A 22,700-nucleotide genomic window follows, 5' to 3' on the forward strand; every position below is an offset into this window, starting at 1 on the left:
GTTCACATGGGACTCATCGCTCTGTCATCACTATGATTCCCATTTACCGTATAGTCATACATATTATCCCGCGCCAATTCGCATACCGTTTTGCTCGCCCGCCGGCCGGAGGGTGTGGTAGAATTACCGGAAAACGCTTGTTCAGGAGTGAGCGAGATGGCGGTCGTCGCCTTCCAGGGGGAGTTGGGGGCCTACGGGGACGAGGCGGTGCGCGCCCGGTTCGGCCCGTCGGTGGAACCCTATCCCTGCAAGTCCTTTGCAGATCTCTTCGAGGCGGTGGCCAGCGGCAGGGTCGACTACGGGCTCGCCCCAGTAGAGAATTCGCAAGCCGGCTCGATTAATGACGTGTACGATCTGCTGCGCCAACACGATCTTTACGTGGCCGGCGAGGTGCTCCATCCCGTCAACCACGCCCTGCTGGCCCTGCCCGGGCAGACCCTGGCCGATATCCGCCGGGTCATCTCGCATCCCCAGGCGCTTGCCCAGTGCGACCGCTTCCTGCGGGAGCTGGGCGTGGAGGTGGTGGCCACGTACGACACCGCGGGATCGGCCAAGCTCATCCGGGAGGAGGGGCTGACCGGCGTGGCGGCGGTCGCCGGGCTCGGCGCGGCGGAGCGGTACGGCCTTGCGGTCCTGGCCGAGTCGATCCAGACCATCAAGGACAACGTCACCCGGTTCGTGCAGCTGCAGCGCGCCCCGGCGCCCCGCGAGGAGGGGCCGCAGAAGACGATGCTCTTCTTCGCCGTGGCCCACCAGCCCGGCTCGCTCTACCAGGCGCTGGGCGCGCTGGCCAGGCGGAACATCAACCTGCTGAAGCTGGAGTCCCGCCCGTCGCGCAACCGCCCCTGGGAGTACGTGTTCTACCTCGACTTCGAGGGCCACCGGGACGACGAGCCCGTCCGGGAGGCCCTGGCGGAGTTGGCGCAGTATACAAACTTCTGTAAAGTTTTAGGTTCTTTCAGGCGTGCGACACCGCAGGCGTAGGAGGATTTCCCTGGGTGCACAGCGAAGTGCACATCTTGGTGGCGTTATCCTCGTAAGGAGGAAGGGCGTTTGACCAAGAAGATTCTGATCGCCGATGCTAACCACACGCGCCGCAATCTGCTCCGGGCCACTCTGCACGACCCGCGCTACCAGATTATCGAGGCGTCGGGCGGCGTTCAGGCGCTCGCACTGCGGGAGGTGCACCGGCCGGATCTGGTGATCCTCGACGAGTCGATGCCTGGGATCAGCGGGTTCGAGGTGTGCCGCGCCATCAAGCAGAACGCGGCGGCGGGGAACACGCCTGTCATCCTGCTCACCGACAAAGAGCGGCCGGAGCCCGCCGCCGACGGCGCGGCGGAGCCCGACGTTTACCTGTCCAAGCCCTACAGCCCGCTGCGCCTCCTCACTGCGGTCGAGGAGCTGCTCGGTCCGGTGGGGGACTGAGCCATGAGGGACGACCTGTCGACGCTGACGCGGGAAGAACTGGAGCGTGAAGTCCGCTACTGGCGGGCTCAGAGCCTGCTCCTCGCCGAGGATTTCGGCGGGCTGCGGGCTCAACTCGCGAGCCATGCCGACGAGGTGGAGACCCTGCGGGCGCAGCTGCTGTCGTACGCGCAGGACCTGAACCGGGAGTACCAGCTGGTGCGGCAGCGCACCGGCGAGATCGAGCGGCTGCTGGTGGCCACCGTGGGCGCCCTGGCCAACTCGATCGAGGCCCGCGACCCGTACACCCGCGGCCACACCGACCGGGTGAGCCGCGTCACGCTGGCCTTCTGCAGCCGGCTGGGCTGGAAGCGGGAGCAGCTCTCCATCGCCCGGATGGGCGCGCTGCTGCACGACATCGGCAAGATCGGCGTCCCCGACGCCATCCTGCGCAAGCCGGGCCGCCTGAGCCCTGCCGAGTACGAGCAGATGAAGCAGCATCCCCAGATCGGGGCGCAGATCCTGCAGGGCATCGACGCCCTGGTGCCGGCGATCCCCTTCGTGCTCAGCCACCACGAGCGCTGGGACGGCAAGGGGTACCCCCAGGGGCTGGCGGGCCGGGAGATTCCCATCGAGGGTCGGATTCTGGCCATCGTCGACGCCTTCGACGCCATGACCAGCACCCGGGTCTACCGCGCACCCCTGGCCATGGAGGCCGCCATGGCGGAGATCGTCCGCTGCTCCGGCACGCAGTTCGACCCCGAGCTGGTGCCCGTGTTTGAGCGCCTGTTCGCGGACGGGCTGATCCACCAGGCGCTGGAGAGCGAGCTCACCCTGGAGCTGTACGTGGTCTAGCCGGGCAGGGCCTGAAAAGCAAGGCCGGGCTGCTGGAGAGTAAGAAAACCCTGGAGGACGGGGAACCCCCGTCCTCCTTTGCTGTTCGCTGTCCGGCGACCGCCCGTCTTTCACCGCCCGGCGGCCGCCACTCCCCTGGAAAATGTGAAAAAGTGTTCAAGAGGAGTTGACACGCTCGTGATGCCCGAGTAAAATCGCTATCAATACCTCGGGCCGTTAGCATGGTAAAGTGAACGAGCCGGGGTAATCGCTTAATCGATTAATATTGCCAAAAGCAATGACGGGGCAAGTAGGACCGGGGAGCGGGTTCCAGAGAGCGGCCGGTGCTGGGAAGGCCGTACTCGTCCGGGTCTGAACCTCACCCCGTAGCTGCCCCGCTGAACGCCCGTGCGCCCCGGCCCCGGTGCCGGACCGGCCGGGTCAGTAGGCGGCGGCCGGCCGCAAGGCCGTTATGCATACGAGGTTCCCTTCCCTGCGCGCGGGGAGGGGACGAAGTAGGGTGGTACCACGAAGGCCAAGTCGTCCCTATCGCTCAGTATTGGCTCTGGGCGGTAGGGATCTTCTTTTTCTCCGAGCAGGCTTGAGGAGGTGAGGTCGGGTGAGGCGCATCCTGTCGGTGCTGGTGGAGAATCACCCGGGCGTGCTGGCACGGGTGGCAGGGCTGATTCGGCGGCGCGGGTTCAACATCGAGAGCCTGGCGGTCGGGGTGACAGACGACCCGGCCATCTCCCGGATGACGCTGGTGGTGGAGGGCGACGAGCCCACGCTCAACCAGGTCTCCAAGCAGCTTGACAAGCTGATCGAGGTGATCCGGGTGACCGACCTTGAGGCCGAGAGCAGCGTGGCCCGGGAGCTGGCCCTCATCAAGGTCAGCGCAGACCCCGAGCGGCGGCCGCAGATCCTGCAGCTGGCCTCGGTCTTCCGGGCCAGCGTGGTCGATGTGGGCCACGAGGCGGTCATCCTCGAGGTGACGGGCACCCACGACAAGGTCGAGGCGCTGATCAGCCTGGCGCAGGAGTTCGGCGTGCAGGAGGTCGCCCGCACAGGCATCATCGCCCTGGCGCGGGGGGCGCAGTCCATGAAGGTGGCAAGGGAGGAGCGGTATCATGACGCGGCTGTACTACGAGTCTGATGCGAACCTGGGTGCCCTGCAGGGCAAGAAGATCGCGGTCATCGGTTTCGGCAGCCAGGGTCATGCCCACGCGCTCAACCTGAAGGACTCCGGACTCGACGTGACGGTGGGCCTGCGGGAGGGCCGCCCGAGCTGGAGGCGGGCCGAGGAGGCGGGCCTGAAGGTCGCCCCGGTGGCGGTGGCGGCCGAGGTGGCGGACGTGATCATGCTGCTCATCAACGACGAGAAGCAGGGGCAGGTCTACGAGCAGGAGATCCGGCCCCACCTGAAGGCCGGCAAGGCGCTCGGCTTCGGCCACGGGTTCGCCATCCACTTCGGCCAGGTACAGCCGCCCCCCGACGTGGACGTCTTCATGATCGCCCCCAAGGGTCCGGGCCACCTGGTGCGCCGGCAGTACGTGGAGGGGCGGGGGGTGCCCTGCCTGATGGCGGTCCACCAGGACGCCACCGGCCGCTGCCGGGACATCGCCCTGGCCTGGGCGAAGGGCATCGGCGGCACCCGGGCCGGCGTGATCGAGACGACCTTCAAGGAGGAGTGCGAGTCCGACCTCTTCGGCGAGCAGGCCGTGCTGTGCGGCGGCCTGACCCAGCTGGTGAAGTACGGGTTCGAGACGCTGACCGAGGCCGGCTACGCCCCCGAGATCGCCTACTTCGAGTGCCTGCACGAGCTGAAGCTGATCGTGGACCTGATGTACGAGGGCGGCATGGCCTCCATGCGCTACTCCATCAGCGACACGGCCGAGTTCGGCGACTACGTCAGCGGCCCCCGGGTGATCGGGCCCGAGGTGAAGGAGCGGATGAAGCAGGTCCTGGCCGAGATCCAGAACGGCACCTTCGCCAAGAACTGGATCCTCGAGAACCAGGTCGGCCGGCCGCAGTTCAACGCCCTCCGGCGGCAGAACGCCGAGCACCCGGTGGAGCAGGTCGGCGCCCGCCTGCGGGCGATGATGCCCTGGCTCCCGAAGCCCGTGGGAGCCCAGGGGAACGAGTAAACCAGCAACGACGAGAGAGGATGGTGACGGCGATGACGCGGCGGATTCGGATCTTCGACACCACCCTGCGGGATGGTGAACAGGCTCCGGGGTTCGGCATGACGGCAGAGGCCAAGCTGGAGGTGGCCCGCCAGCTTGCCCGCCTGGGTGTGGACGTGATGGAGGCCGGCTTTCCCGCCGCATCGCCCGGCGATTTCGAGGCCGTGCGCAAGATCGCCGAGACCGTATCCGGGCCCACGATCGCAGGTCTGGCCCGTGCCAACGAGGCGGACATCCGCCGCTGCTACGAGGCGGTGAAGGGGGCGGCCAAGCCCCGGATCCACACCTTTATCGCCACCTCGCCGATCCACATGCAGTACAAGCTCCGCAAGAGCCCCGACGAGGTGGTGAAGGCGGCCCGCGACGCGGTGGCCCTGGCCCGCTCGCTGGGCCCGGAGGTGGAGTTCTCCGCCGAGGACGCGACCCGCTCGGACTGGAACTTCCTGGTGCAGATCTTCACCGTGGCCGCCCGCGCCGGGGCGACGGTGCTCAACGTGCCGGACACGGTCGGTTACACCACGCCCAAGGAGTACTACGACCTGATCCGCTACCTGATCGAGCACGTGGACGCCCCCGAGGGGGTGCAGTTCTCGGTCCACTGCCACGACGACCTGGGCCTGGCCGTCGCCAACACCCTGGCCGCCGTCGAGGCGGGCGCCACCCAGGTGGAGTGCACCGTCAACGGCATCGGCGAGCGGGCGGGCAACGCCTCGCTGGAGGAGATCGTGATGGCGCTCCGGGTGCGGCACGACCAGTGGGGCGTCGAGACCGGCATCAACACCAGGGAGATCTACCGCACCTCGCGGCTCCTGCAGAGCGTCACCGGCGTCGCCGTCCAGCCCAACAAGGCCATCGTGGGCGCCAACGCCTTCGCCCACGAGTCCGGCATCCACCAGGACGGCATGCTGAAGCACCGCGACACCTACGAGATCATGAAGCCCGAGGACGTGGGCGTGCCCGAGTCGGCGCTGGTGCTGGGCAAGCACTCCGGGCGGGCGGCCTTCCGGGCCCGGCTGGAGCACCTGGGCTACCAGCTCACCGACGCCGAAATCGACTCCGCCTTCCAGCGGTTCAAGGAGGTGGCCGACCGCAAGAAGGCGGTCACCGACCACGACCTGCTGGCTATCATCGGCGAGGAGCAGGCACACCGGACGGTGACCGAGGTCTGCCGGCTCCTCACCTTCCAGGTGGTGGCGGGCAACGAGACGATGGCGACCGCGACGGTCCGGCTGGTGCGGGACGCCGCCGTGCAGCAGGAGGCCGCCTCCGGCGACGGGCCGGTGAACGCCCTCTACCACGCCATCGACCGGGCGGCCCGCTTCGAGGGCCAGCTGCTGGACTACCGGCTGAACGCCGTCACCGAGGGGCAGGACGCCCTGGGCGAGGTGACCGTGCGGGTGCGGTCCGGCGACCGGGTGGCGTCGGGCCGGGGCACCTCCACGGACGTCCTCGAGGCCTCTGCCCGTGCCTACATCAACGCCATCAACAAGATCCTGTCCGGGGCGGCCCTGGCGGTCGCCGACGACCCGGCCCCGGGCTGGCAGATGCGGGCCTACGGAGACTGAGCAGGCAGAAGGAGGGGCGGCAGTGTCGATTCAGGTTTACGTGGACGGCAAATGGTATCCGAAGGATGAGGCCAAGGTCTCGGTGTTCGACCACGGTTTCCTGTACGGCGACGGCATCTTCGAGGGCATCCGGGCCTACGGCGGACGGGTCTTCCGCCTGACCGAGCACCTGGATCGGCTCTACGACTCGGCCAAGGCGATCTGGCTGGAGATCCCGCTCTCGTGGAAAGAGATGGAGGAAGTGGTACTGGAGACGCTGCGCCGCTCCGACCTGCGGGACGCCTACATCCGGCTGGTCGTCTCCCGGGGCAAGGGCGACCTGGGCCTCGATCCCCGCAAGTGCCCCCGGCCGACGGTCGTCTGCATCGCCGACGCCATCAGCCTCTACCCGGAGGAGGTCTACACCAAGGGGATGCGGGTGATCTCGGTGAGCACCCGGCGCAACCCCGCGGACACCCTCTCGCCCCAGGTGAAGAGCCTCAACTACCTGACAAGCATCTCCGCCAAGATCAGCGCCGTCACCCTCGGCTACCCCGAGGTGGTGATGCTGAACAAGGAGGGCTACGTCTGCGAGGGCACGGGCGACAACATCTTCATCGTGAAGAAGGGCCGGGTGATCACCCCGCCCGTCCACCTGGGCATCCTGCCGGGCATCACCCGGGCGGCGGTCATGGAGTACGCCCGTGAGCTGGGCTACCCCGTGGAGGAGGCGACGTTTACCCTCTACGACCTCTACACCGCGGACGAGTGCTTCCTCACCGGCACCGCCGCCGAGATCGTGCCCGTGGTCGAGTGCGACGCCCGGAAGATTGGCTCCGGCGAGCCCGGTCCGGTGACCTGGCGGCTCATCGAGACGTTCCGGGAGCGCACCACCGTCGAAGGCACGCCTATCTAACGCAGACTGCGCACGGCCCAGCACCCCCCACGCCAAGAGACACAGCCTGCACACAGAGGGGGCGTGCGGAACGACAGAGACGGAGGGGTACACGATGCGCAGCGACACCATCAAGAAGGGGCACGACCGGGCGCCGCACCGGGCGCTGCTCAAGGCGACCGGCGTGACCGACGCCGACATGGGGAAGCCCTTCATTGGCATCGCCAACAGCTACATTGATATTGTGCCCGGCCACGTCCACCTGAAGGAGTTCGGCGACCTGGTGAAGGAGGCCGTGCGGGAGGCCGGCGGCGTCCCCTTCATCTTCAACACCATCGGCGTGGACGACGGCATCGCGATGGGCCACATCGGCATGCGCTACAGCCTGCCCAGCCGGGAGCTGATCGCCGACGCCGTGGAGACGGTGATGGAGGCGCACCAGCTGGATGCGATGATCTGCATCCCCAACTGCGACAAGATCACCCCCGGCATGCTGATGGCCGCCATGCGGGTGAACGTGCCCACGATCTTCATCTCGGGCGGGCCCATGGCGGCGGGGCGGCTGAAGGACGGCCGCCGGTCGGACCTGATCAGCGTCTTCGAGGGCGTCGGCGCCCACAGCCGCGGCATGATCACGGATGCGGAGCTGAAGGAGATGGAGGACCTCTCCTGCCCCACCTGCGGCTCGTGCTCGGGCATGTTCACCGCCAACTCGATGAACTGCCTCTGCGAGGCCCTGGGGCTGGCGCTGCCGGGCAACGGCACGGCGCTGGCCCGGTCGGCGGAGCGGGAGGCGCTGGCCCGGGCAGCGGCCCGGCGGATCGTCGAGATGGCGCTGGCGGGCGGGCCCCGGCCCCGGGAGATCGTGACGGCGGAGGCCATCGACAACGCCTTCGCCCTGGACATCGCCATGGGCGGCTCCACCAACACGGTGCTCCACACGCTGGCCATCGCCACCGAGGCGGGGGTCGACTACCCGCTCTCCCGCATCAACGAGCTCTCGGCACGGGTACCTTACCTCTGCAAGGTCTCGCCGGCCACGACCGAGGTGCACATCGAGGACGTGCACGCGGCCGGCGGCGTGATGGCGATCCTCAAGGAGCTCGCCCGCAAGCCGGGCACGCTCCACCCCGACTGCCCGACGGTGGCGGGGAAGACCATCGGCGAGCTCTGGGAGGCGGCCGCGAACCGGAACCGGGAGGTCATCCGGCCGGTGGAGGCGCCTTACGCCGAGACCGGCGGCCTGGCGATGCTCTTCGGCAACCTGGCGCCCGACGGCGCGGCGCTGAAGGTCGGCGCGGTGGACCCGTCCATCACCACCTTCACCGGCCGGGCCATCTGCTTCGACTCACAGGACGAGGCGCTGCAGGGGATCTTCGGCGGCAAGGTGCAGCCGGGCCACGTGGTGGTCATCCGCTACGAGGGGCCCAAGGGGGGGCCCGGCATGCCGGAGATGCTGGCGCCGACCTCCGCGATCGTCGGCATGGGCCTCGGCACGCAGGTCGCCCTGATCACCGACGGGCGGTTCTCGGGCGGCACCCGGGGCATCTGCCTCGGCCACATCTCGCCCGAGGCGGCCGAGGGCGGCCCCATCGCCCTGGTGGAGGACGGCGACCCGATCACCATCGACATCCCCGGGCGGCGGCTGACGCTGGATGTGCCGGAGGAGGAGCTGGAGCGCCGCCGGGCCCGGTGGGTGAAGCCGGCGCCCAAGGTCCGCCGGGGCTGGCTGGGGCGCTACGCCGCCATGGTGACGTCCGCCAACACGGGGGCCGTGCTGCGCACGCCTGACTGACTGACCTCGCCGGGGCCCGGCTGAGCGACCCGGCTGAGTGAGGAGGAACTTCGGGGCTGGTTCCCCGACCAAAGGAGGACGTGAGATGGAGATGCAGGCGGCTGCCGCCCTGCTCAAGGCGTTGGAGGCGGAAGGGGTCGAGGTCATCTTCGGCTACCCCGGCGGGGCGAGTCTCTACATCTACGACGCCCTCTACGACAGCCCCGTCCGGCACGTGCTGACCCGCCACGAGCAGGGCGCGATTCACGCGGCTGAGGGATACGCCCGGACGACGGGCCGGGTGGGGGTGGTGCTGGCCACCTCCGGCCCCGGCGCCACCAACCTGGTGACCGGGCTCTGCGACGCCATGATGGACTCGACGCCCATCGTGGCCATCACCGGCCAGGTGCCGCGCCAGCTCATCGGGCGGGACGCCTTCCAGGAGGCCGACGTGACCGGCATCACGATGCCGGTGACCAAGCACAACTACCTCGTCACCGACCCGGGCGACCTGCTGCGGGTGGTGCGCGAGGCCTTCCACATCGCCCGCACGGGCCGTCCGGGGCCGGTGCTGATCGACATCCCCAAGGACGTGACCAGCGCCCCGGTGCGTTACGACTACCCGCCGCCCATCCACCTGCCGGGCTACCGCATCCCGGGCGAGGCGGCGCCGGAGGCGGTGGCCGCGGCGGCCGAGGCCATCCGGACCGCGCAGCGCCCGGTGCTCATCTGCGGCGGCGGCGTGGTCTCCTCGGAGGACGCCGCAGGCCCCTTCCGGGCGCTGGCCGAGCGGATGGACGCCCCGGTGGTCGAGACGCTGATGGGCCTCGGGGGCTTCCCGATGGACCACCCGCAGTGCCTGGGGCTGCTGGGTATGCACGGCACCTTCGCCGCCAACCGGGCGGTGGCCAACTCCGACCTGCTCATCGCCTGCGGGATGCGCTTCGACGACCGGGTGACCGGCATGGCCGCCCGGTTCGCCCCCAAGGCCCGGGTGATCCACATCGACATTGACCCGGCGGAGATGTCGAAGAACCTGCCGTCGCACATCCAGCTGGTGGGCGACTGCGGCCTGGTCCTGGCGCAGCTGAACGAGGCCCTGGGCGACTGGTCGCAGAAGCTCCCCGAGTGGCGGGCGCAGGTGCAGGCCTGGCACGAGCAGTACCCGCTCTGGGGCGTGCGCCGGGGGGAGGAGATCCCCACCGACCCGGCCGGCGTGCCCAAGCCGCAGCAGGTGATCCAGGCGGTGCAGGAGACCTTCGGCCCGCAGGCGATCGTCGCCACCGACGTGGGCCAGCACCAGATGTGGGCCGCGCACTACTGCACCCGGACCGAGCCCCGAACCTGGCTCTCCTCGTGCGGCCTGGGCACCATGGGCTTCGGCCTGCCGGCGGCGATCGGCGCCGCCATCGGGCGCCCTGACCGGGAGGTCGTCCTGATCACCGGCGACGGCTCGATCCAGATGTGCATCCAGGAGCTGGCCACCGTGGTGCAGGAGAACCTGCCGGTGAAGATCGTGCTCCTGAACAACGGCTACCTGGGCATGGTGCGCCAGTGGCAGGAGATGTTCTACAAGGGACGGTACAAGGAGGTCGACCTGCGCCGGGGCATGCCGGACTTCGTGAAGCTGGCCGAGGCCTACGGCATCCGGGGGATGCGGGTCCGGCGGCTCGGGGAGCTGACCGGCGCCATGGCCGAGGTCCGGGAGCACAGGGGTCCGGTCTTCCTGGACGTGCAGGTGCAGCAGGAGGAGAACGTCTTCCCCATCGTGCCGCCCGGCGGCGCCAACACCGAGGCGCTGCTGGACGCCAAGCGATAGCTGGGGCCCGTTATGATAGGGAAACTCTATATGCAGCATCCAAAGAATTGATCTTTATGCCGGTAGGAGGGCGACTTCCTGTCGGCATAACTGTCCCTAGAAGCAACGGCGCCCGCGGGCGCAGTGGGGAGGCATTGTCGATGGCGCTCGTCTCTTTGCGAACGCTCCTGGATGCGGCACAGCAGGGGAAGTATGCGGTCGGAGCGTTTAACTGCAACAACATGGAGATCGTCCAGGCGATCGTGGCCGCGGCGGAGGAGACCCGCTCGCCGGTGATCCTGCAGGCGAGCCAGGGGGCCATCAAGTACGCAGGCCTGGAGTACATCGTCGGCATGGTGAAGACGGCCGCCCAGAAGGCCACGGTGCCCATCTGCCTGCACCTCGACCACGGCACGGACTTCAACACGGTGGTCGCCTGCATCCGGGCGGGCTTCACCTCGGTGATGTTCGACGGCTCGCAGTACGAGAAGGAGGAGAACATCAACCGCACCCGCGAGGTCGTGAAGATCGCCCACGCCGTGGGCGTCTCCGTGGAGGGCGAGATCGGCAAGATCGGGGGCGTCGAGGACGACATCGCCGTCGACGAGCGGGACGCGATGCTCACCCCCGTGCCCGACGCGATCGAGTTTTACGAGGCCACCGGCGTCGACGCCCTGGCGATGTCCTTCGGCACCGCCCACGGGCCGTACAAGCTGCCGCCCAAGCTGGCGCTGGACCGCATCGCCGCCGTCCACGAGCAGACCGGGGCCTACCTGGTGATGCACGGCGGCTCGGGCGTGCCGGCCGAGGACGTGAAGAAGGGCATCGAGCTGGGCATCCGCAAGATCAACATCGACACGGAGCTCCGCCAGGCCTTCCTGGGCGAGGTGCGCCGGCAGCTGGCGGAGAAGCCCGACGAGATCGACCCCCGCAAGATCTTCGCCCCCGCCCGGGACGTGCTGAAGGAGCACATCAAGGCGAAGATGGCGCTGTTCGGCTCGGTGGGCAAGGCGTAGGAATTGGGATCGCCGCTGGGGAAATCTACCCAACGGCGATCTTTCCTTATCCACATCTACCTCCGGGGAGGGCAGGGGATGCAGCACCTGTTTACCTTCGGCGACCTCGTCCTGGACGTGGTCGCCACCGCAGCGGGCGCGCTGGAGCCCGACACCGACACCCCGGGCGAGGTGCGCTCCGCCCCCGGCGGGTCGGCGGCCAACTTCGCCGTCTGGACCCGCCGCCTGGGCGATCCGGTCTGCTTTGCGACCCGGGTGGGCGACGACCTGCTGGGCCGGGCGCTGGTGGCGGACATGCGGGACGAGGGCGTCGAGGTCCACGCCGCCCGGGATCCCGTGCACCCCACCGCGGTGCTGGTGCTCTTCAGCGACGGCGTGCAGCGGCACATGATGGTCCCCCGGGGCGCCAGTCACTTCCTGGAGCCGGCGGACCTGCCCGAGGAGCGGATCCGCACCGCCGGGTGGCTGCACGTCACCGGCTACGCCTGCTTCTGGGAGGCGACCCGCCGGACGCTGCAGCGGGCCGTGGCGGTGGCCCGGGAGGCCGGCGTGCCCATCTCGTTCGACCCCTCGTCCGCGGGGTTCATCCGGCGTCACGGCATGGCGCTGCCGGAGGGGATCAGGGTGCTCCTCCCCAACCGGGACGAGGCCCTGGCCCTGACCGGCTGCACCGACCTGGAGGAGGCCGCCCGCCGCCTGGCCCGCAAGGCGGAGCTGGTCGCCGTGAAGCTGGGCCCGGAGGGGGCGCTGTTGGCGGCTGCGGAGGGCGCCGGCGCCGTGCGGCCCGTCCGGCTGACCTACGTGCCCCCGGCAAAGCCTTCGGGCCCGCCCGTGGACGGCACGGGGGCCGGCGACGCCTGGGGCGCCGCCCTGATCCACGGCCTGCGCCGGGGCCTGGACCCGTACCGGGCCGCCCTGTGCGCCAACCGCCTCGGGGCCGAGGTGGTCACCCGGGTGGGCGCCCGCCCGGCGCTGCCCCCCGGGATTCTGAGGCAGACGGAGGGTGACAGCGATGCATGACCGCAGAGGCTTTTCGCCGGAGACGCTGGCGGTGCACGGCAGCTACCGTTCGGACCCGGTGACCGGCGCCCACGCGGTGCCCATCTACCAGACCACCGCCTACGCCTTCCAGTCCACCGAGCACGCCCGGCAGCTCTTCTCGCTGGAGGCGGAGGGCAACATCTACACCCGCATCAACAACCCCACCACCGCCGCCTTCGAGGAGCGCATCGCCGCGCTGGAGGGCGGGGTGGGGGCGGTGGCCTTCGCGTCCGGCCACGCCGCCCTGGCGGCCACCGTCATGGCCATCTGCAACGCGGGCGACGAGATCGTCACGTCGTCCAGCCTCTACGGCGGCACCTACAACCTGTTCGCCACCACGCTGCCCAAGTGGGGCATCACCGCCCGGTTCGTCGACTCCGGCGACCCCGAGGACTTCCGCCGGGCGATCACCCCCCGCACCCGCCTGATCTTCGGCGAGATCATCGGCAACCCGCGGCTCGACCTGTTCGACATCGCCGGCGTTGCGGCCGTCGCCCACGAGCACGGGATCCCGCTCGTCATCGACAACACCTTCGCCACGCCCATCCTCTGCCGGCCCTTCGAGCACGGGGCCGACCTGGTGATCCATTCGGCCACCAAGTGGCTGGGCGGCCACGGGGTTGCGATGGGCGGGGTGGTGGTCGACTCCGGCAACTTCGACTGGAACTCGCCGCGCTTCCCGGGCTTCACCGAGCCCGACGCCTCCTATCACGGGGTGCGCTACGCGGTGGACTTCGGGCCCGCCGGGTTCATCACGAAGGTGCGGGTCCAGATGCTGCGCGACCTGGGCGCCTGCCAGTCGCCCTTCAACTCGTTCCTGCTGCTGCTGGGCCTGGACACCCTCGCCCTGCGGATGCGGGCCATCAGCGAGAACGCCATGGCCATCGCCCGGCACCTGGCCGCGCACCCGGCCGTGGCCTGGGTCCAGTACCCGGGCCTGCCGGACCACCCCGGCCACGTCCTGGCGCAGCGCTACCTGAAGGGCGGCTTCGGCGGCATGCTGGTCTTCGGCCTCAAGGGTGGGCTGGAGGCGGGCGCCCGCTTCATCGACTCCGTGCGGCTCTTCTCCCACGTGGCCAACGTGGGCGACGCCAAGTCCCTGGTGATCCACCCGGCCTCCACCACGCACAGCCAGCTCAGCCCCGCCCAGCGGGAGGCCGCCGGCGTGGGGGACGACCTGATCCGGGTCTCGGTGGGCATCGAGGGCGTGGCGGACCTGCTCGCCGACCTGGACCAGGCCCTGGAGAAGGCGATGGGCTGAGCGGTGCTGCCCGTCTCGCCGTGCGCCCGGGCACGTCTCACTATTAAGGCAGGGTTCAACAGGGGGGACGCTGGCCATGGCGGTGAATGATCCGAAGACGATCGCGTGGGTGCTCGAGCGACCGCGGGTGCTGGCGGTGGTGGGGCTGTCCGACAACCCCGAGCGCCCGAGCCACCGGGTGAGCAAGGCGATGCAGCAGCGGGGCTACCGCATCGTGCCCGTAACGCCCAAGGGGGGCGAGATCCTGGGGGAGAAGGTCTACGCATCCCTCACCGAGATTCCCTTCCCGGTGGACGTGGTGCAGGTTTTCCGCGCGCCCCAGTACGCGGTAGACGTGGTGCGGGAGGTCGCGCAGATGAAGGCGCCGCCCAGGGTCCTGTGGATGCAGGAGGGCGTGGTCAACGACCAGGCGGTGGCCGAGGCTGAGGCGCTGGGCCTGGCCGTGGTGCAGGACCGCTGCCTGTACAAGGAGGCTGTCAGGGCTGGGCGCTAGGCCGGCGCCATACGTAAGGGGGGTCCGCCGTGCTGGCGGGCCCCCTGGCTCGCTTTCGGAGGTGAGCTGGGGCCGGCCCGCCGGGCCCCGTCGGCGGTGTTACCCCACACGGAAGACGAACAAACGGCGCTGACGCGTCGGACAGCAAGCCAGGGGGTCACCCGATCGCGCGTTGAAACGCGCCCAGCAGCGAGCGGAACCGCAGTGCTTCCAGCGCGGCGGCTCCCCCCGCGCGGTCCAGCCGCAGGGCGCAGTCCGCCGGCGCGCAGAGGCCGGGGACGTGGCGGTCGATGGTGGCCAGCTGCTTGGAGAGCAGGGCGACCTCCCGCCCCTCCTCCAGCAGTTGTCGGAGGCGGCCCCGCTGGGTGTGGGCCTGGGCGAGGACCTGCTCCAGCGTGGCGAACTCCTGCAGGAGCTTCACGGCGGTCTTGGTCCCGATGCCCCGGATGCCGGGGATGTTGTCCGAGGCGTCGCCGGCAAGCCCCTTGAGGTCGACCAGCTGCCCCGGGAGGATGCCCCATTCCTGGACGAAGCGCGGCACATCGTACGTGACGGTCTGGTTCATCTTCTTGACGTACTGGACCGTCGTCCGGCCCGACAGCAGCTGGAGGTTGTCGCGGTCGCCGGTGAGGATTGTCACCTCCATGCCGCCCTCCTCGGCCAGGCGGGCCATGGTGCCCATCAGGTCGTCGGCCTCGTAGCCCGGCGCGCCCAGGACGGCGATGTTCAGGGCGGCGAGGGTCTCGCGCAGCAGGTCGAACTGCGGCGCCAGGTCGGCGGGGCACTCCGGACGGTGGGCCTTGTACGCCGGGTAGAGCCGCGTCCGCCGGTTCTCCGGAACGGGCACGTCCATCGCCACCGCCAGGTGGCTCGGGCGGGCCGCCGCCAGGGCGCGCAGCAGCATGGCCAGGAAGCCGTACACGGCGTTGACCGGTCGCCCGTGCGGGTCGGTCATGGGCGGGAGCGCGAAGAATGCGCGGAAGATCAGTCCGCCGTCGACGAGCAGCATGGAGTTGATCGCGATCGTTCCTTTCCAGATTGTGTTGTGGACCGGCGGGGAAGAATAGGGGCACAGGGGGGAGGCAGGATGATCTGGCTCTTGATGTGCCTGGCCGTAATTGCCATCGCCTGGTTCATGTACGCGCCCCGGTTCGGCAGGAACGAGACCCTAATCCCCATGGGCGATCCCGCACCCAGGGGCGACACCGCGTGGGAGGAGGGCACCGGCAGGGGTGACGGAGTGCTGACCGGAGACGCCCATCCTGCCCATGCGTACGAGACCGGCGCGCACGCGACCGGCGCCTTTCCGATCAGCGCCGAGCAGCCGGGGGCGTCGGGTTTCGACGCCTATGTTGCGGCTGCCGACGGGGGCGACGCCGGCGGGGTTCCGGACGGGCTGGCCAAGGACTGAGCCTCACCATGCCGTATTCGTCCCGGGCGGGTGCAATCCCTGTGCGGAAACTCACGGCAGGGGGCGGTGCGCGAACAACCCCCTGAAGGGGTTACCCTTCAGGGGGTTGCGGTGACCCGGGGGAGCATCTCTCCTGCTCGACTCTTCCCCTTACCCCGGTCACCCAAAAAGGAGCGCCAGAGGATATGGGAACAACGGGTTCCAGAAACCGGGCCGGGTTCGCGATTGCGGAATCCTGAGATCCGAAATCACTGGCTTCCGACGATCAGCCATCCCCTGCGCCCCTTGCAACTACAGTCTAACATGTCGGACAGTACTGTGAACAGCGAACGGAGGATTACGATTCTGAAAGAATTGGACAAACCATGCGAACACTATCCGGCGATCTCGAGGCACTTGCCCTCGGTGTCGGCGATGATCGTCCGCAGGGCCTGGCGGGCCCGGTGCAACCTCGACTTCACGGTGCCCAGCGTCGTGTCCAGTACGGCGGCGATCTCCTGGTAGGAGAGGTCCTGGATGTCACGCAGGATCACGACCACCCGGTACTCGTAGGGCAGCCTGGCGATCGCCCGCTGCACCGCGGCCTGCACCTCGTGCCGCTCGGCGTACTCGACGGGCCCCTGCGCCTCGTCGGCCGCCTGGCGGGGGAGCGTGCCCTCTTCCATCGGCATCCCGTCGTCCAGCGAGGCGTGGCGCAGCCGGCCTCTGCGCCGCAGCTCGTCCAGACAGGTGTTGGTGACCACCCGGTACAGCCAGGTGGAGAAGGCGGATTCGCCGCGGAAGTTATGCAAGCGGATGCAGACGCGCACCAGCGCCTCCTGTGCCGCGTCACACGCATCGGCGTGATTTCCCATTAAGCGAAAAGCCAAGTTGTATGTCCGCCGCTCGTACCGCTCAAGCAGCTCGCCCAGTGCGCCCCGGTCGCCCGCCTGGGCCCGTACCACTAACTGTTCGTCCGTCAAGGCCGCCGTCATCGCTTCGGTCCCCCCGTTCAGTCGACGCAACCCTGTTCGCCGCAAGCTCGCCCGTCGCGCAGCGTGGCTCGCTGCGGCGTCAGTGGTTGCGTTATATCTTCACTGTTCTGTGTTCACGCGTTACAAGTTCACCCATTGCAACAAGATAGAGTTTCAAACGTTACAGGTTCGTTCGTCGCAATGGATGCCACTGCCCTCGGCGCAGCCAGTCCCTGGCGGTTTCCCGCCCTTGTGCCTCGCCCTTACTAACGAACTTGGACGCCGAAGGTTACGGGTTACCCGTCGATTTCTTGCTTACGATCGGTATAGAAGTTCGCAAGCCGCGCGTTATATATGACCTGGGCGGCGCCCCCGCGTTGGGGACGCCGCCCTGTGATCCGCATCCTCAGTTCTCTTCCCGCTGGGTCAGGATGCCGATGAACTTCTGCAGCGTGTTGCTGAAGCTCTTGCCCCGCTTGTAGATCACGCCGACGGGCCGCTCGATGCGCAGGTCCGCGATGGGCAGGGCGCAGAGCGAGCCGGACCGGATCTCCCAGCGGGCGCATCGGCGGGGGATGATCGAGACGCCCAGCTCGGCCTCCACCGAGCGCTTGATGGTCTCGACGTTATCGAACTCCTGGACGACCTCGACCTCCACGCCCTGGTCGTGCAGCACCCGGTCGGTGGCCTTCCGGGTGGGGATGTCCGGGTCGAAGGCGATGAAGGGCATCCGATGGAGCTGGCGCAGCTCCACCGGGGCGCCGGCGACCGCCAGCGGGTGGTTGGGGGGGACGATGACCACCAGTTCGTCCGAGGGCAGGGGGATGACCCCCATCTGCCGGCTCTCCTGCGGGTAGGCCACGATGCCGATGTCCACCTGGTTCTGCCGCACCGCCTCGTAGATCTTGTTGGTGCGGCTGTACTCCACGTGGACCCGGGCTTGCGGATACGCCTGCATGAACTTCTTGATATAGGGGGGCAGGTCGTGGAGGCCGACGGAGTACACGGTGGCGACCCGGATGGAGCCGGAGACGGTCTGCGTGAGGTCGGCCATCTGCCGTTCCAGGGCCTGGTACCGCTCGACGATCTCGCGCGCGCCCTCGTAGAAGATCCGGCCGGCTTCGGTGGGGTAGATGCCCTGGGGCGACCGCTCGATCAGCCGTTGGTGAAACTGCTCCTCCAGCGCCTTCACCTGCTGGCTGACCGCAGGCTGGGAGATGAAGTTGCGCGCAGCTGCCTTCGAGAAGCTGCGGGTTTCAATAATGTCGCAGTAGACCTGGAGGTAGGACAGCAGCATCCGAGGTATCCCCCCTGCTTCCGGTTGCCGCTCCGTCGGGAACGGCCCAAGTTCTGCTTATGATCAGATTAGGACGATGAAAGGCTCCCGGCAATAGTCCGAAAGACCGTATTGCGCTAGGGTGGCGGCAGGGGATTGTCTTCCGGTGGTGGAAGAAAGCTCATAAGAATCATTGTACCTGGGCAAAAAAAGGGAGGCCAGCTCTCGTGGATCAGCGGCTGAAGATGTACGAGGAACTGACGAGCGCTTACGGAGTTCCGGGTTTCGAGGAGCCGGTGCGCCAGGTGATGCGCAAGTACCTGGAGCCGCTCTCCGATGAGATCATCTACGACAACCTGGGGTCGATCGCGGGCGTCAAGCGCGGCAAGGCCGGGGGTCCCCGCATCATGGTGGCCGGCCACCTGGACGAGGTGGGCTGGATGGTCACCCAGATCACCGACAAGGGCTTCCTGAAGCTCCAGCCTCTCGGCGGCTGGTGGAGCCAGGTGATGCTCTCCCAGCGGGTGAAGGTGCTGACGCGCAAGGGTGAGCTGGTGGGCGTCATCGGCTCCAAGCCGCCGCACGCCCTCAGCCAGGAGGAGCGCAACAAGGTCGTCCAGATCAAGGACATGTTCGTCGACATCGGCGCCAGCTCGCGGGACGAGGCGAAGGAGTGGGGCGTCCGCCCGGGCGACCCCGTCGTGCCGCACTGCGACTTCCACGTGATGCCCAACCCGAAGATCCTGCTGAACAAGGCGTGGGACAACCGGGCCGGCTGCGCGGCGGCCATCATGGTGCTCGAGGAGCTCAAGGGCCAGGAGCATCCCAATGAGGTCTACGCGGTGGGCAACGTGCAGGAGGAGGTCGGCCTGCGGGGGGCGACCACCATGGCCAACACGATCGAGCCCGACATCGCCTTCGCGCTGGACGTGGGCATCGCCGGCGACGTCCCCGGCAGCGACGGCCAGTATCAGGGGAACCTGGGCGAGGGGCCGCTGATCGTGGTCTACGACGCCTCGATGGTGCCGCACCGCGGCCTGCGCGACCTCGTGATCGACACCGCCGAGGAGCTGAACATCCCGCTCCAGTTCCAGTCCATGGCGGGCGGCGGAACCGACGCGGGCAAGATGCACCTGTTCGGCCGGGGCGTGCCGTCGCTGGCCATCGGGTTCGCCACGCGGTACATCCACAGCCACGTGTCGCTGATCCACCGCGACGACATGGAGAACGCCGCCAAGCTGGTGGCGGCGGTCATCAAGAAGCTGGACGCGGATACCGTGGCTCAGCTCAGGCGCTACGTGTAACCCGCCCGGCGGCGGTGCTCGGCCAGCAGCCGCCGCAGGGCCTCCAACGAGGGGGCCTGGCGGGCCTGCTCCTTCAGTTCCTCGCTGAACTGATCGGAGTAGATGATGGCCAGGCGCAGCGCCGTCGGGTCTTCGGAACGCTCCAGGATCTCCAGGTAGACCTGGTTGGGCACCGGCTGGCCCATCCACACGCACCTCCACCGGCTGACGTTACCGTCATGATACACCGGGCGGAGGTCCCGCAGTACGGCAGCGTGGTGAAATGCGGCCCGCAAGCGGCGAACCGCGTGCGGGACCGGGCGGGGCTTGTGGTCGGCCCCCGGGCGCCGGCGGGGCAGGCGTGATGCCTGCGGCCGGCCTGCCCAACGGCGCCGCGGGGAATGCGCGGTACCTGGAAGCGTCCGGTGGCCGGGCGCCGGTCACCGCGAGCACGGGATTCGGACGAGGCACGGGGAGGTCGGGCGATGGCCAGGAAACTCAAGGGGCAGCTGCTGTCCGCTGAGCAGATCGCCGCGCGCGTGCGCGAACTGGGGGCCGAGATCAGCCGCGACCTGGCGGGGCAGACCGTCCTGGTGGTGGGCGTCCTCAAGGGTGCGTTCGTCTTCTGCGCCGATCTGCTGCGCTGCCTGACGGTGCCGGCGGAGGTCGACTTCATGGCGGTCTCCAGCTACGGCAGCGCCACGGAGTCGTCGGGCGTCATCCGCATCCTGAAGGACCTGGATGCGTCCGTGACCGGCAAGCACGTGCTGCTGGTGGAGGACATCGTGGACAGCGGCCTGACCCTGCGGTACCTGAAGGAGTACCTCGAACACCAGAACCCCGCCAGCCTGAGGGTCTGCGTGCTGCTGGACAAGCCCGCACGCAGGCAGACCCAGGTGGCGGTGGACTACGTGGGGTTCACGATTCCCGACGAGTTCATCGTCGGCTACGGCATCGACTATGCCGAGCAGTACCGGCACCTGCCGTACATCGGCATCGTCGGCGAGGACGGTTAGACCCAGGAGGAGCGCACCGCCACCCGGGACGGGCGCTGCGGCGCACTGAGGCGGTGGCGCAGGGCGCTGACGGCCTCGGGAGGCGGGCTGATGGGTTCGAACAGGCAGGGGAGGTCCGGGCGCGCAGCCCGGGCCTCCTCGGCCATTCTGCGGCCGCTGGGAGCCGCCAGCAGGACAGCCGCGCCGTCCAGGGCGGCGGCGAGATCGACGGGGCTGGTCGCGAGGCGGAAGGCGAGGTGGCCCATCCCGCCGCGCTCCAGGCTCTGCCGGACGCGGGCGGCCTGCACCCAGTCGGCGGCGGCCACGGCCACCGGCGTGCCCCGCGGGAGGGCCGCCAGCCGGCGCAGGGCCTCCAGATCCTCCTTCCCGGCGAGGGCGACCGCCCCCCGCTCCTCCAGCGCCGCCGCGTGGAACAGCGTGGCGGCCACCGGGGTGGAGGGCGCCGTGTGGCCCAGCTCCTCAGGCAGCGAGGGGACCACCGTCGTCCCCGGCAGCACGGCCTCCAGCTGCCGCTGGAGCGCCCGCAGGTCGGCCCGGGACGTGGCCGCCAGCACCACCCGCCCCGATGCGGGCTGGGGCGACCGCGCCAGCTGGGACTGGGCCGTCACGGCCTCGGCCAGGGCGGACGGGGACATGCCCCACTCGGACGCCGAGGCCAGCGCCCCCGCCAGCAGGGAGCGCAGGGCTGCGCCCGGTGCGGCGCCGGGGGGATCCTCGGCGACGAAGACGCCCCGCCCCTGATGGCTGACGAGGTAGCCCTCCCGCACCAGGTCCTCGACGGCCCGGACCGCCGTGTTGACGTTCACGGCCAGGCCCGCCGCCAGGTCCCGCAGCGAGGGCAGCTGGTCGCCGGGGTAGAGCAGCCCGGCGGCGACCTGGTACCGGATCTGTGCCTTGATCTGCTCCCGCACGGGGAGGCTGCTGGTGGGATCCAGCCGGAAGGCCTGCACGCTGATCACCCCCACTGTTCTCACGTTAGCGTACAGTCTATCCGCACGCGGCCGGTTTCGTCAATGCGCAGCGCCATACGTAAAGGAGCCCTAGCAGAGAGGGCTCCCCCGCGCATGGCGGAGGATCCTCGGGCGCACCTGCGAGGCGGCGCCCGGTGAGAGGTCCGCCCGCACACGGCGCTGGCTCCCAGGGCGTGCTCGGCGTGGGCTGGATGCCCGCTCCCCGGCGCATAGCGCGGGCAATGGCAGGGGCATCCTACAGAGGGGGGTGAAGGCGGATGGGTCAGGAGGAGGAGCGGTCACAGCAGGAGACCGGGATGGTGCGGCCGGGCGTCTTCTACGGTGCGCGCATTGAGGGGCCGCTCGGACGGGTGCCGCGCGTGGGCGACGACCGTCCGAGCGGTTCTGCGCGTCGGACGGAGTCGACGATGAACATCCCCCGGGCCCGCCAGATCCCGGTGGAGGGCGCGGTCTTAGGCCCCGACGCGCCGGCACCGCCGCAGGTCGACCTGATCCGGGGGCAGATGAGCCTCGAGCAGCTGGACGATCTGGCCCGGTAGGCGGCAGACGGGGCGAAGGCGCGGCGCCCGCCTAGCGGTAGGTGGGCTCCACCAGCAGCCGCACGGCGGGCGCCAGCGCGCGCAGGATGGGGGACTGCTGCCGGGCCAGCGCCGTGGCCCGGCGGAACATGTCGTGCACCTTCTCGAAGCCCAGTCCGGTGCGCAGCGTCACCTCGGGCCTGATCACGATCTCCTCCACCCGGTGGCCCTCGATCTCGTCGAAGGTGCGGGTCAGCTCGCCGGACAGGGACACGTCGGCCACGTCCAGCACCATCTGGCCCGCCACGCGGAGGAAGGCGGTGCACCACGCCGTCAGCGCGGCGGCCAGCAGCAGCTCCTCCGGCGAGGTGAGGCCAGGATCGCCGCCGTCCACCACGGGAGACGTGAACGCGAGGCGCAGGTTGGAGAAGCTGCTGGAGACCTCGCCGCGGGTGGCGGTGATGCCTTTCCAGGATGCGTAGGCGCGCATGGTGAGTGTTCCTTCGTGCAAGGGGATCGCCTCCTGTGGTTTGGTCGCCGCCCCCGGGGGGAGGGATGCGCGCGGGCCTGTGGGATGAGCGCCCCTCATCCGTCCCGACGGGGCATGGTCTCGACGGCGGTGCCGGGAACGCGCAGCGTTGTGCCACGTGCCGAAACAGGGGTTGGCACCCCACCCGCCGAATAGTCTGTCCACCAGCGCAATCGAGGAGGTCTGGAACATGGCAAAGGGTGGGCTGACGCAGCAGGACCTGATGATCTGGGTGATGAACCACCCCAACGGGACGAAGTACTATTACCTGATCGAGAAGGAGCCCTTCGAGCGCGAGGGAGTGAAGAAGGCGGTACACCGGTTTGGCACCACGGGGGATGCTGTCTTCCGGTACCGCGATCAGGCGGAGGCGGAGCTGGCCAAGTTCCCGCCGGGCGACGCCGGCGAGCCGGCCGGGGCTGCCGGGTAGTCTGCCGCGCCGGGCCATTCGCAGCCCCGCGGGGCGCCGTGGGGACGCCACAGGGGTGCGGAGCCGC

24 protein-coding genes are annotated in these 22,700 nt (G+C 69.2%); 18 read left to right on the plus strand and 6 right to left on the minus strand.

Annotation, left to right across the window (positions count from 1 at the left end):
* The first annotated feature begins 156 nt into the window (after positions 1 to 156).
* From pheA to J2Z79_RS06470, 13 genes are all read left to right on the plus strand, one after another.
* Positions 157 to 984 carry a prephenate dehydratase gene (pheA, locus tag J2Z79_RS06410; RefSeq protein ID WP_209466039.1) on the plus strand — a complete coding sequence of 276 codons (828 nt, stop codon included), beginning with the start codon at positions 157 to 159 and terminating at the stop codon, positions 982 to 984.
* Between the two features lie 69 nt (positions 985 to 1,053).
* On the plus strand, positions 1,054 to 1,428 hold the full coding sequence (locus J2Z79_RS06415; protein WP_209466040.1) for a response regulator: 375 nt from the start codon (positions 1,054 to 1,056) through the stop codon (positions 1,426 to 1,428).
* A 3-nt stretch (positions 1,429 to 1,431) separates the two neighbouring features.
* Positions 1,432 to 2,262, plus strand: coding sequence for an HD-GYP domain-containing protein (locus J2Z79_RS06420; protein ID WP_209466041.1), 831 nt, complete (start codon positions 1,432 to 1,434; stop codon positions 2,260 to 2,262).
* A 598-nt stretch (positions 2,263 to 2,860) separates the two neighbouring features.
* On the plus strand, positions 2,861 to 3,394 hold the full coding sequence (ilvN, locus tag J2Z79_RS06425; protein WP_209466042.1) for an acetolactate synthase small subunit: 534 nt from the start codon (positions 2,861 to 2,863) through the stop codon (positions 3,392 to 3,394).
* Positions 3,369 to 4,385 (plus strand): ketol-acid reductoisomerase, encoded by a 1,017-nt coding sequence (ilvC, locus tag J2Z79_RS06430; protein WP_209466043.1) that lies wholly within the window; start codon positions 3,369 to 3,371, stop codon positions 4,383 to 4,385. Before ilvN ends, ilvC begins: the two co-directional genes overlap by 26 nt.
* 32 nt (positions 4,386 to 4,417) lie before the next feature.
* Positions 4,418 to 5,989, plus strand: a complete 1,572-nt coding sequence (locus J2Z79_RS06435) for a 2-isopropylmalate synthase (RefSeq protein ID WP_209466044.1) — start codon at positions 4,418 to 4,420, stop codon at positions 5,987 to 5,989.
* Between the two features lie 22 nt (positions 5,990 to 6,011).
* Positions 6,012 to 6,884: a branched-chain-amino-acid transaminase gene (ilvE, locus tag J2Z79_RS06440; protein WP_209466045.1), complete on the plus strand. Its 873-nt coding sequence runs from the start codon at positions 6,012 to 6,014 to the stop codon at positions 6,882 to 6,884.
* A 94-nt stretch (positions 6,885 to 6,978) separates the two neighbouring features.
* Positions 6,979 to 8,658, plus strand: coding sequence for a dihydroxy-acid dehydratase (gene ilvD, locus J2Z79_RS06445; RefSeq protein WP_209466046.1), 1,680 nt, complete (start codon positions 6,979 to 6,981; stop codon positions 8,656 to 8,658).
* An 85-nt stretch (positions 8,659 to 8,743) separates the two neighbouring features.
* Complete coding sequence (gene ilvB, locus J2Z79_RS06450) at positions 8,744 to 10,456, plus strand: biosynthetic-type acetolactate synthase large subunit (protein WP_209466047.1); 1,713 nt, start codon at positions 8,744 to 8,746, stop codon at positions 10,454 to 10,456.
* A gap of 140 nt (positions 10,457 to 10,596) precedes the next feature.
* Positions 10,597 to 11,451 carry a class II fructose-1,6-bisphosphate aldolase gene (locus J2Z79_RS06455; RefSeq protein ID WP_209466048.1) on the plus strand — a complete coding sequence of 285 codons (855 nt, stop codon included), beginning with the start codon at positions 10,597 to 10,599 and terminating at the stop codon, positions 11,449 to 11,451.
* A 78-nt stretch (positions 11,452 to 11,529) separates the two neighbouring features.
* On the plus strand, positions 11,530 to 12,471 hold the full coding sequence (locus J2Z79_RS06460) for a carbohydrate kinase family protein (RefSeq protein ID WP_209466049.1): 942 nt from the start codon (positions 11,530 to 11,532) through the stop codon (positions 12,469 to 12,471).
* A complete protein-coding gene (locus tag J2Z79_RS06465; RefSeq protein ID WP_209466050.1) occupies positions 12,464 to 13,753 on the plus strand; it encodes an O-acetylhomoserine aminocarboxypropyltransferase/cysteine synthase family protein in 1,290 nt (429 codons plus the stop codon). The genes J2Z79_RS06460 and J2Z79_RS06465 overlap by 8 nt, the downstream gene beginning before the upstream one ends.
* Positions 13,754 to 13,829: 76 nt before the next feature.
* Entirely contained in the window at positions 13,830 to 14,246 is a 417-nt protein-coding gene (locus tag J2Z79_RS06470) for a CoA-binding protein (protein ID WP_209466051.1), read from the plus strand.
* Between the two features lie 157 nt (positions 14,247 to 14,403).
* Here J2Z79_RS06470 and J2Z79_RS06475 read toward each other — a convergent pair whose 3' ends face one another.
* On the minus strand, positions 14,404 to 15,255 hold the full coding sequence (locus tag J2Z79_RS06475; RefSeq protein ID WP_209466052.1) for a 5'-3' exonuclease: 852 nt from the start codon (positions 15,253 to 15,255) through the stop codon (positions 14,404 to 14,406).
* Between the two features lie 78 nt (positions 15,256 to 15,333).
* Between J2Z79_RS06475 and J2Z79_RS06480 the strand changes: the two genes are divergently transcribed.
* Positions 15,334 to 15,657, plus strand: coding sequence for a hypothetical protein (locus J2Z79_RS06480; protein WP_209466053.1), 324 nt, complete (start codon positions 15,334 to 15,336; stop codon positions 15,655 to 15,657).
* Between the two features lie 374 nt (positions 15,658 to 16,031).
* On the opposite strand, the gene J2Z79_RS06485 is transcribed toward J2Z79_RS06480, so the two are convergent.
* Together J2Z79_RS06485 and J2Z79_RS06490 are read right to left on the minus strand one after the other, a co-directional pair.
* Positions 16,032 to 16,631: an RNA polymerase sigma factor gene (locus tag J2Z79_RS06485; RefSeq protein WP_209466054.1), complete on the minus strand. Its 600-nt coding sequence runs from the start codon at positions 16,629 to 16,631 to the stop codon at positions 16,032 to 16,034.
* 385 nt (positions 16,632 to 17,016) lie between these two features.
* Positions 17,017 to 17,907 carry a LysR family transcriptional regulator gene (locus tag J2Z79_RS06490; RefSeq protein WP_209466055.1) on the minus strand — a complete coding sequence of 297 codons (891 nt, stop codon included), beginning with the start codon at positions 17,905 to 17,907 and terminating at the stop codon, positions 17,017 to 17,019.
* Positions 17,908 to 18,113: 206 nt separating this feature from the next.
* Here J2Z79_RS06490 and J2Z79_RS06495 point away from each other — a divergent pair, with 206 nt between their 5' ends.
* The gene (locus J2Z79_RS06495; RefSeq protein WP_342589427.1) at positions 18,114 to 19,190 is read left to right on the plus strand and encodes a M42 family metallopeptidase; all 1,077 of its coding nucleotides are present in this window, start codon (positions 18,114 to 18,116) and stop codon (positions 19,188 to 19,190) included.
* On the opposite strand, the gene J2Z79_RS06500 is transcribed toward J2Z79_RS06495, so the two are convergent.
* Positions 19,181 to 19,375: a hypothetical protein gene (locus J2Z79_RS06500; RefSeq protein ID WP_209466056.1), complete on the minus strand. Its 195-nt coding sequence runs from the start codon at positions 19,373 to 19,375 to the stop codon at positions 19,181 to 19,183. The two genes, J2Z79_RS06495 and J2Z79_RS06500, sit on opposite strands and share 10 nt — an antisense overlap.
* A 279-nt stretch (positions 19,376 to 19,654) precedes the next feature.
* On the opposite strand from J2Z79_RS06500, the gene hpt reads away from it, so the two are divergent.
* Entirely contained in the window at positions 19,655 to 20,185 is a 531-nt protein-coding gene (hpt, locus tag J2Z79_RS06505; RefSeq protein ID WP_209466057.1) for a hypoxanthine phosphoribosyltransferase, read from the plus strand.
* Here the strand turns inward: hpt and J2Z79_RS06510 are convergent.
* On the minus strand, positions 20,182 to 21,144 hold the full coding sequence (locus tag J2Z79_RS06510) for a GntR family transcriptional regulator (protein ID WP_209466058.1): 963 nt from the start codon (positions 21,142 to 21,144) through the stop codon (positions 20,182 to 20,184). The genes hpt and J2Z79_RS06510 overlap by 4 nt on opposite strands.
* 269 nt (positions 21,145 to 21,413) lie before the next feature.
* Between J2Z79_RS06510 and J2Z79_RS06515 the strand changes: the two genes are divergently transcribed.
* Positions 21,414 to 21,695, plus strand: coding sequence for a hypothetical protein (locus tag J2Z79_RS06515; protein WP_209466059.1), 282 nt, complete (start codon positions 21,414 to 21,416; stop codon positions 21,693 to 21,695).
* Between the two features lie 31 nt (positions 21,696 to 21,726).
* Here the strand turns inward: J2Z79_RS06515 and J2Z79_RS06520 are convergent, their stop codons facing one another.
* Entirely contained in the window at positions 21,727 to 22,185 is a 459-nt protein-coding gene (locus J2Z79_RS06520) for an OsmC family protein (protein WP_209466060.1), read from the minus strand.
* A gap of 208 nt (positions 22,186 to 22,393) precedes the next feature.
* Here J2Z79_RS06520 and J2Z79_RS06525 point away from each other — a divergent pair, with 208 nt between their 5' ends.
* A complete protein-coding gene (locus tag J2Z79_RS06525; protein ID WP_209466061.1) occupies positions 22,394 to 22,633 on the plus strand; it encodes a hypothetical protein in 240 nt (79 codons plus the stop codon).
* Positions 22,634 to 22,700 lie beyond the last annotated feature (67 nt).

It is taken from the genome of Symbiobacterium terraclitae (assembly GCF_017874315.1).
GTDB lineage: Bacteria > Bacillota > Sulfobacillia > Symbiobacteriales > Symbiobacteriaceae > Symbiobacterium > Symbiobacterium terraclitae.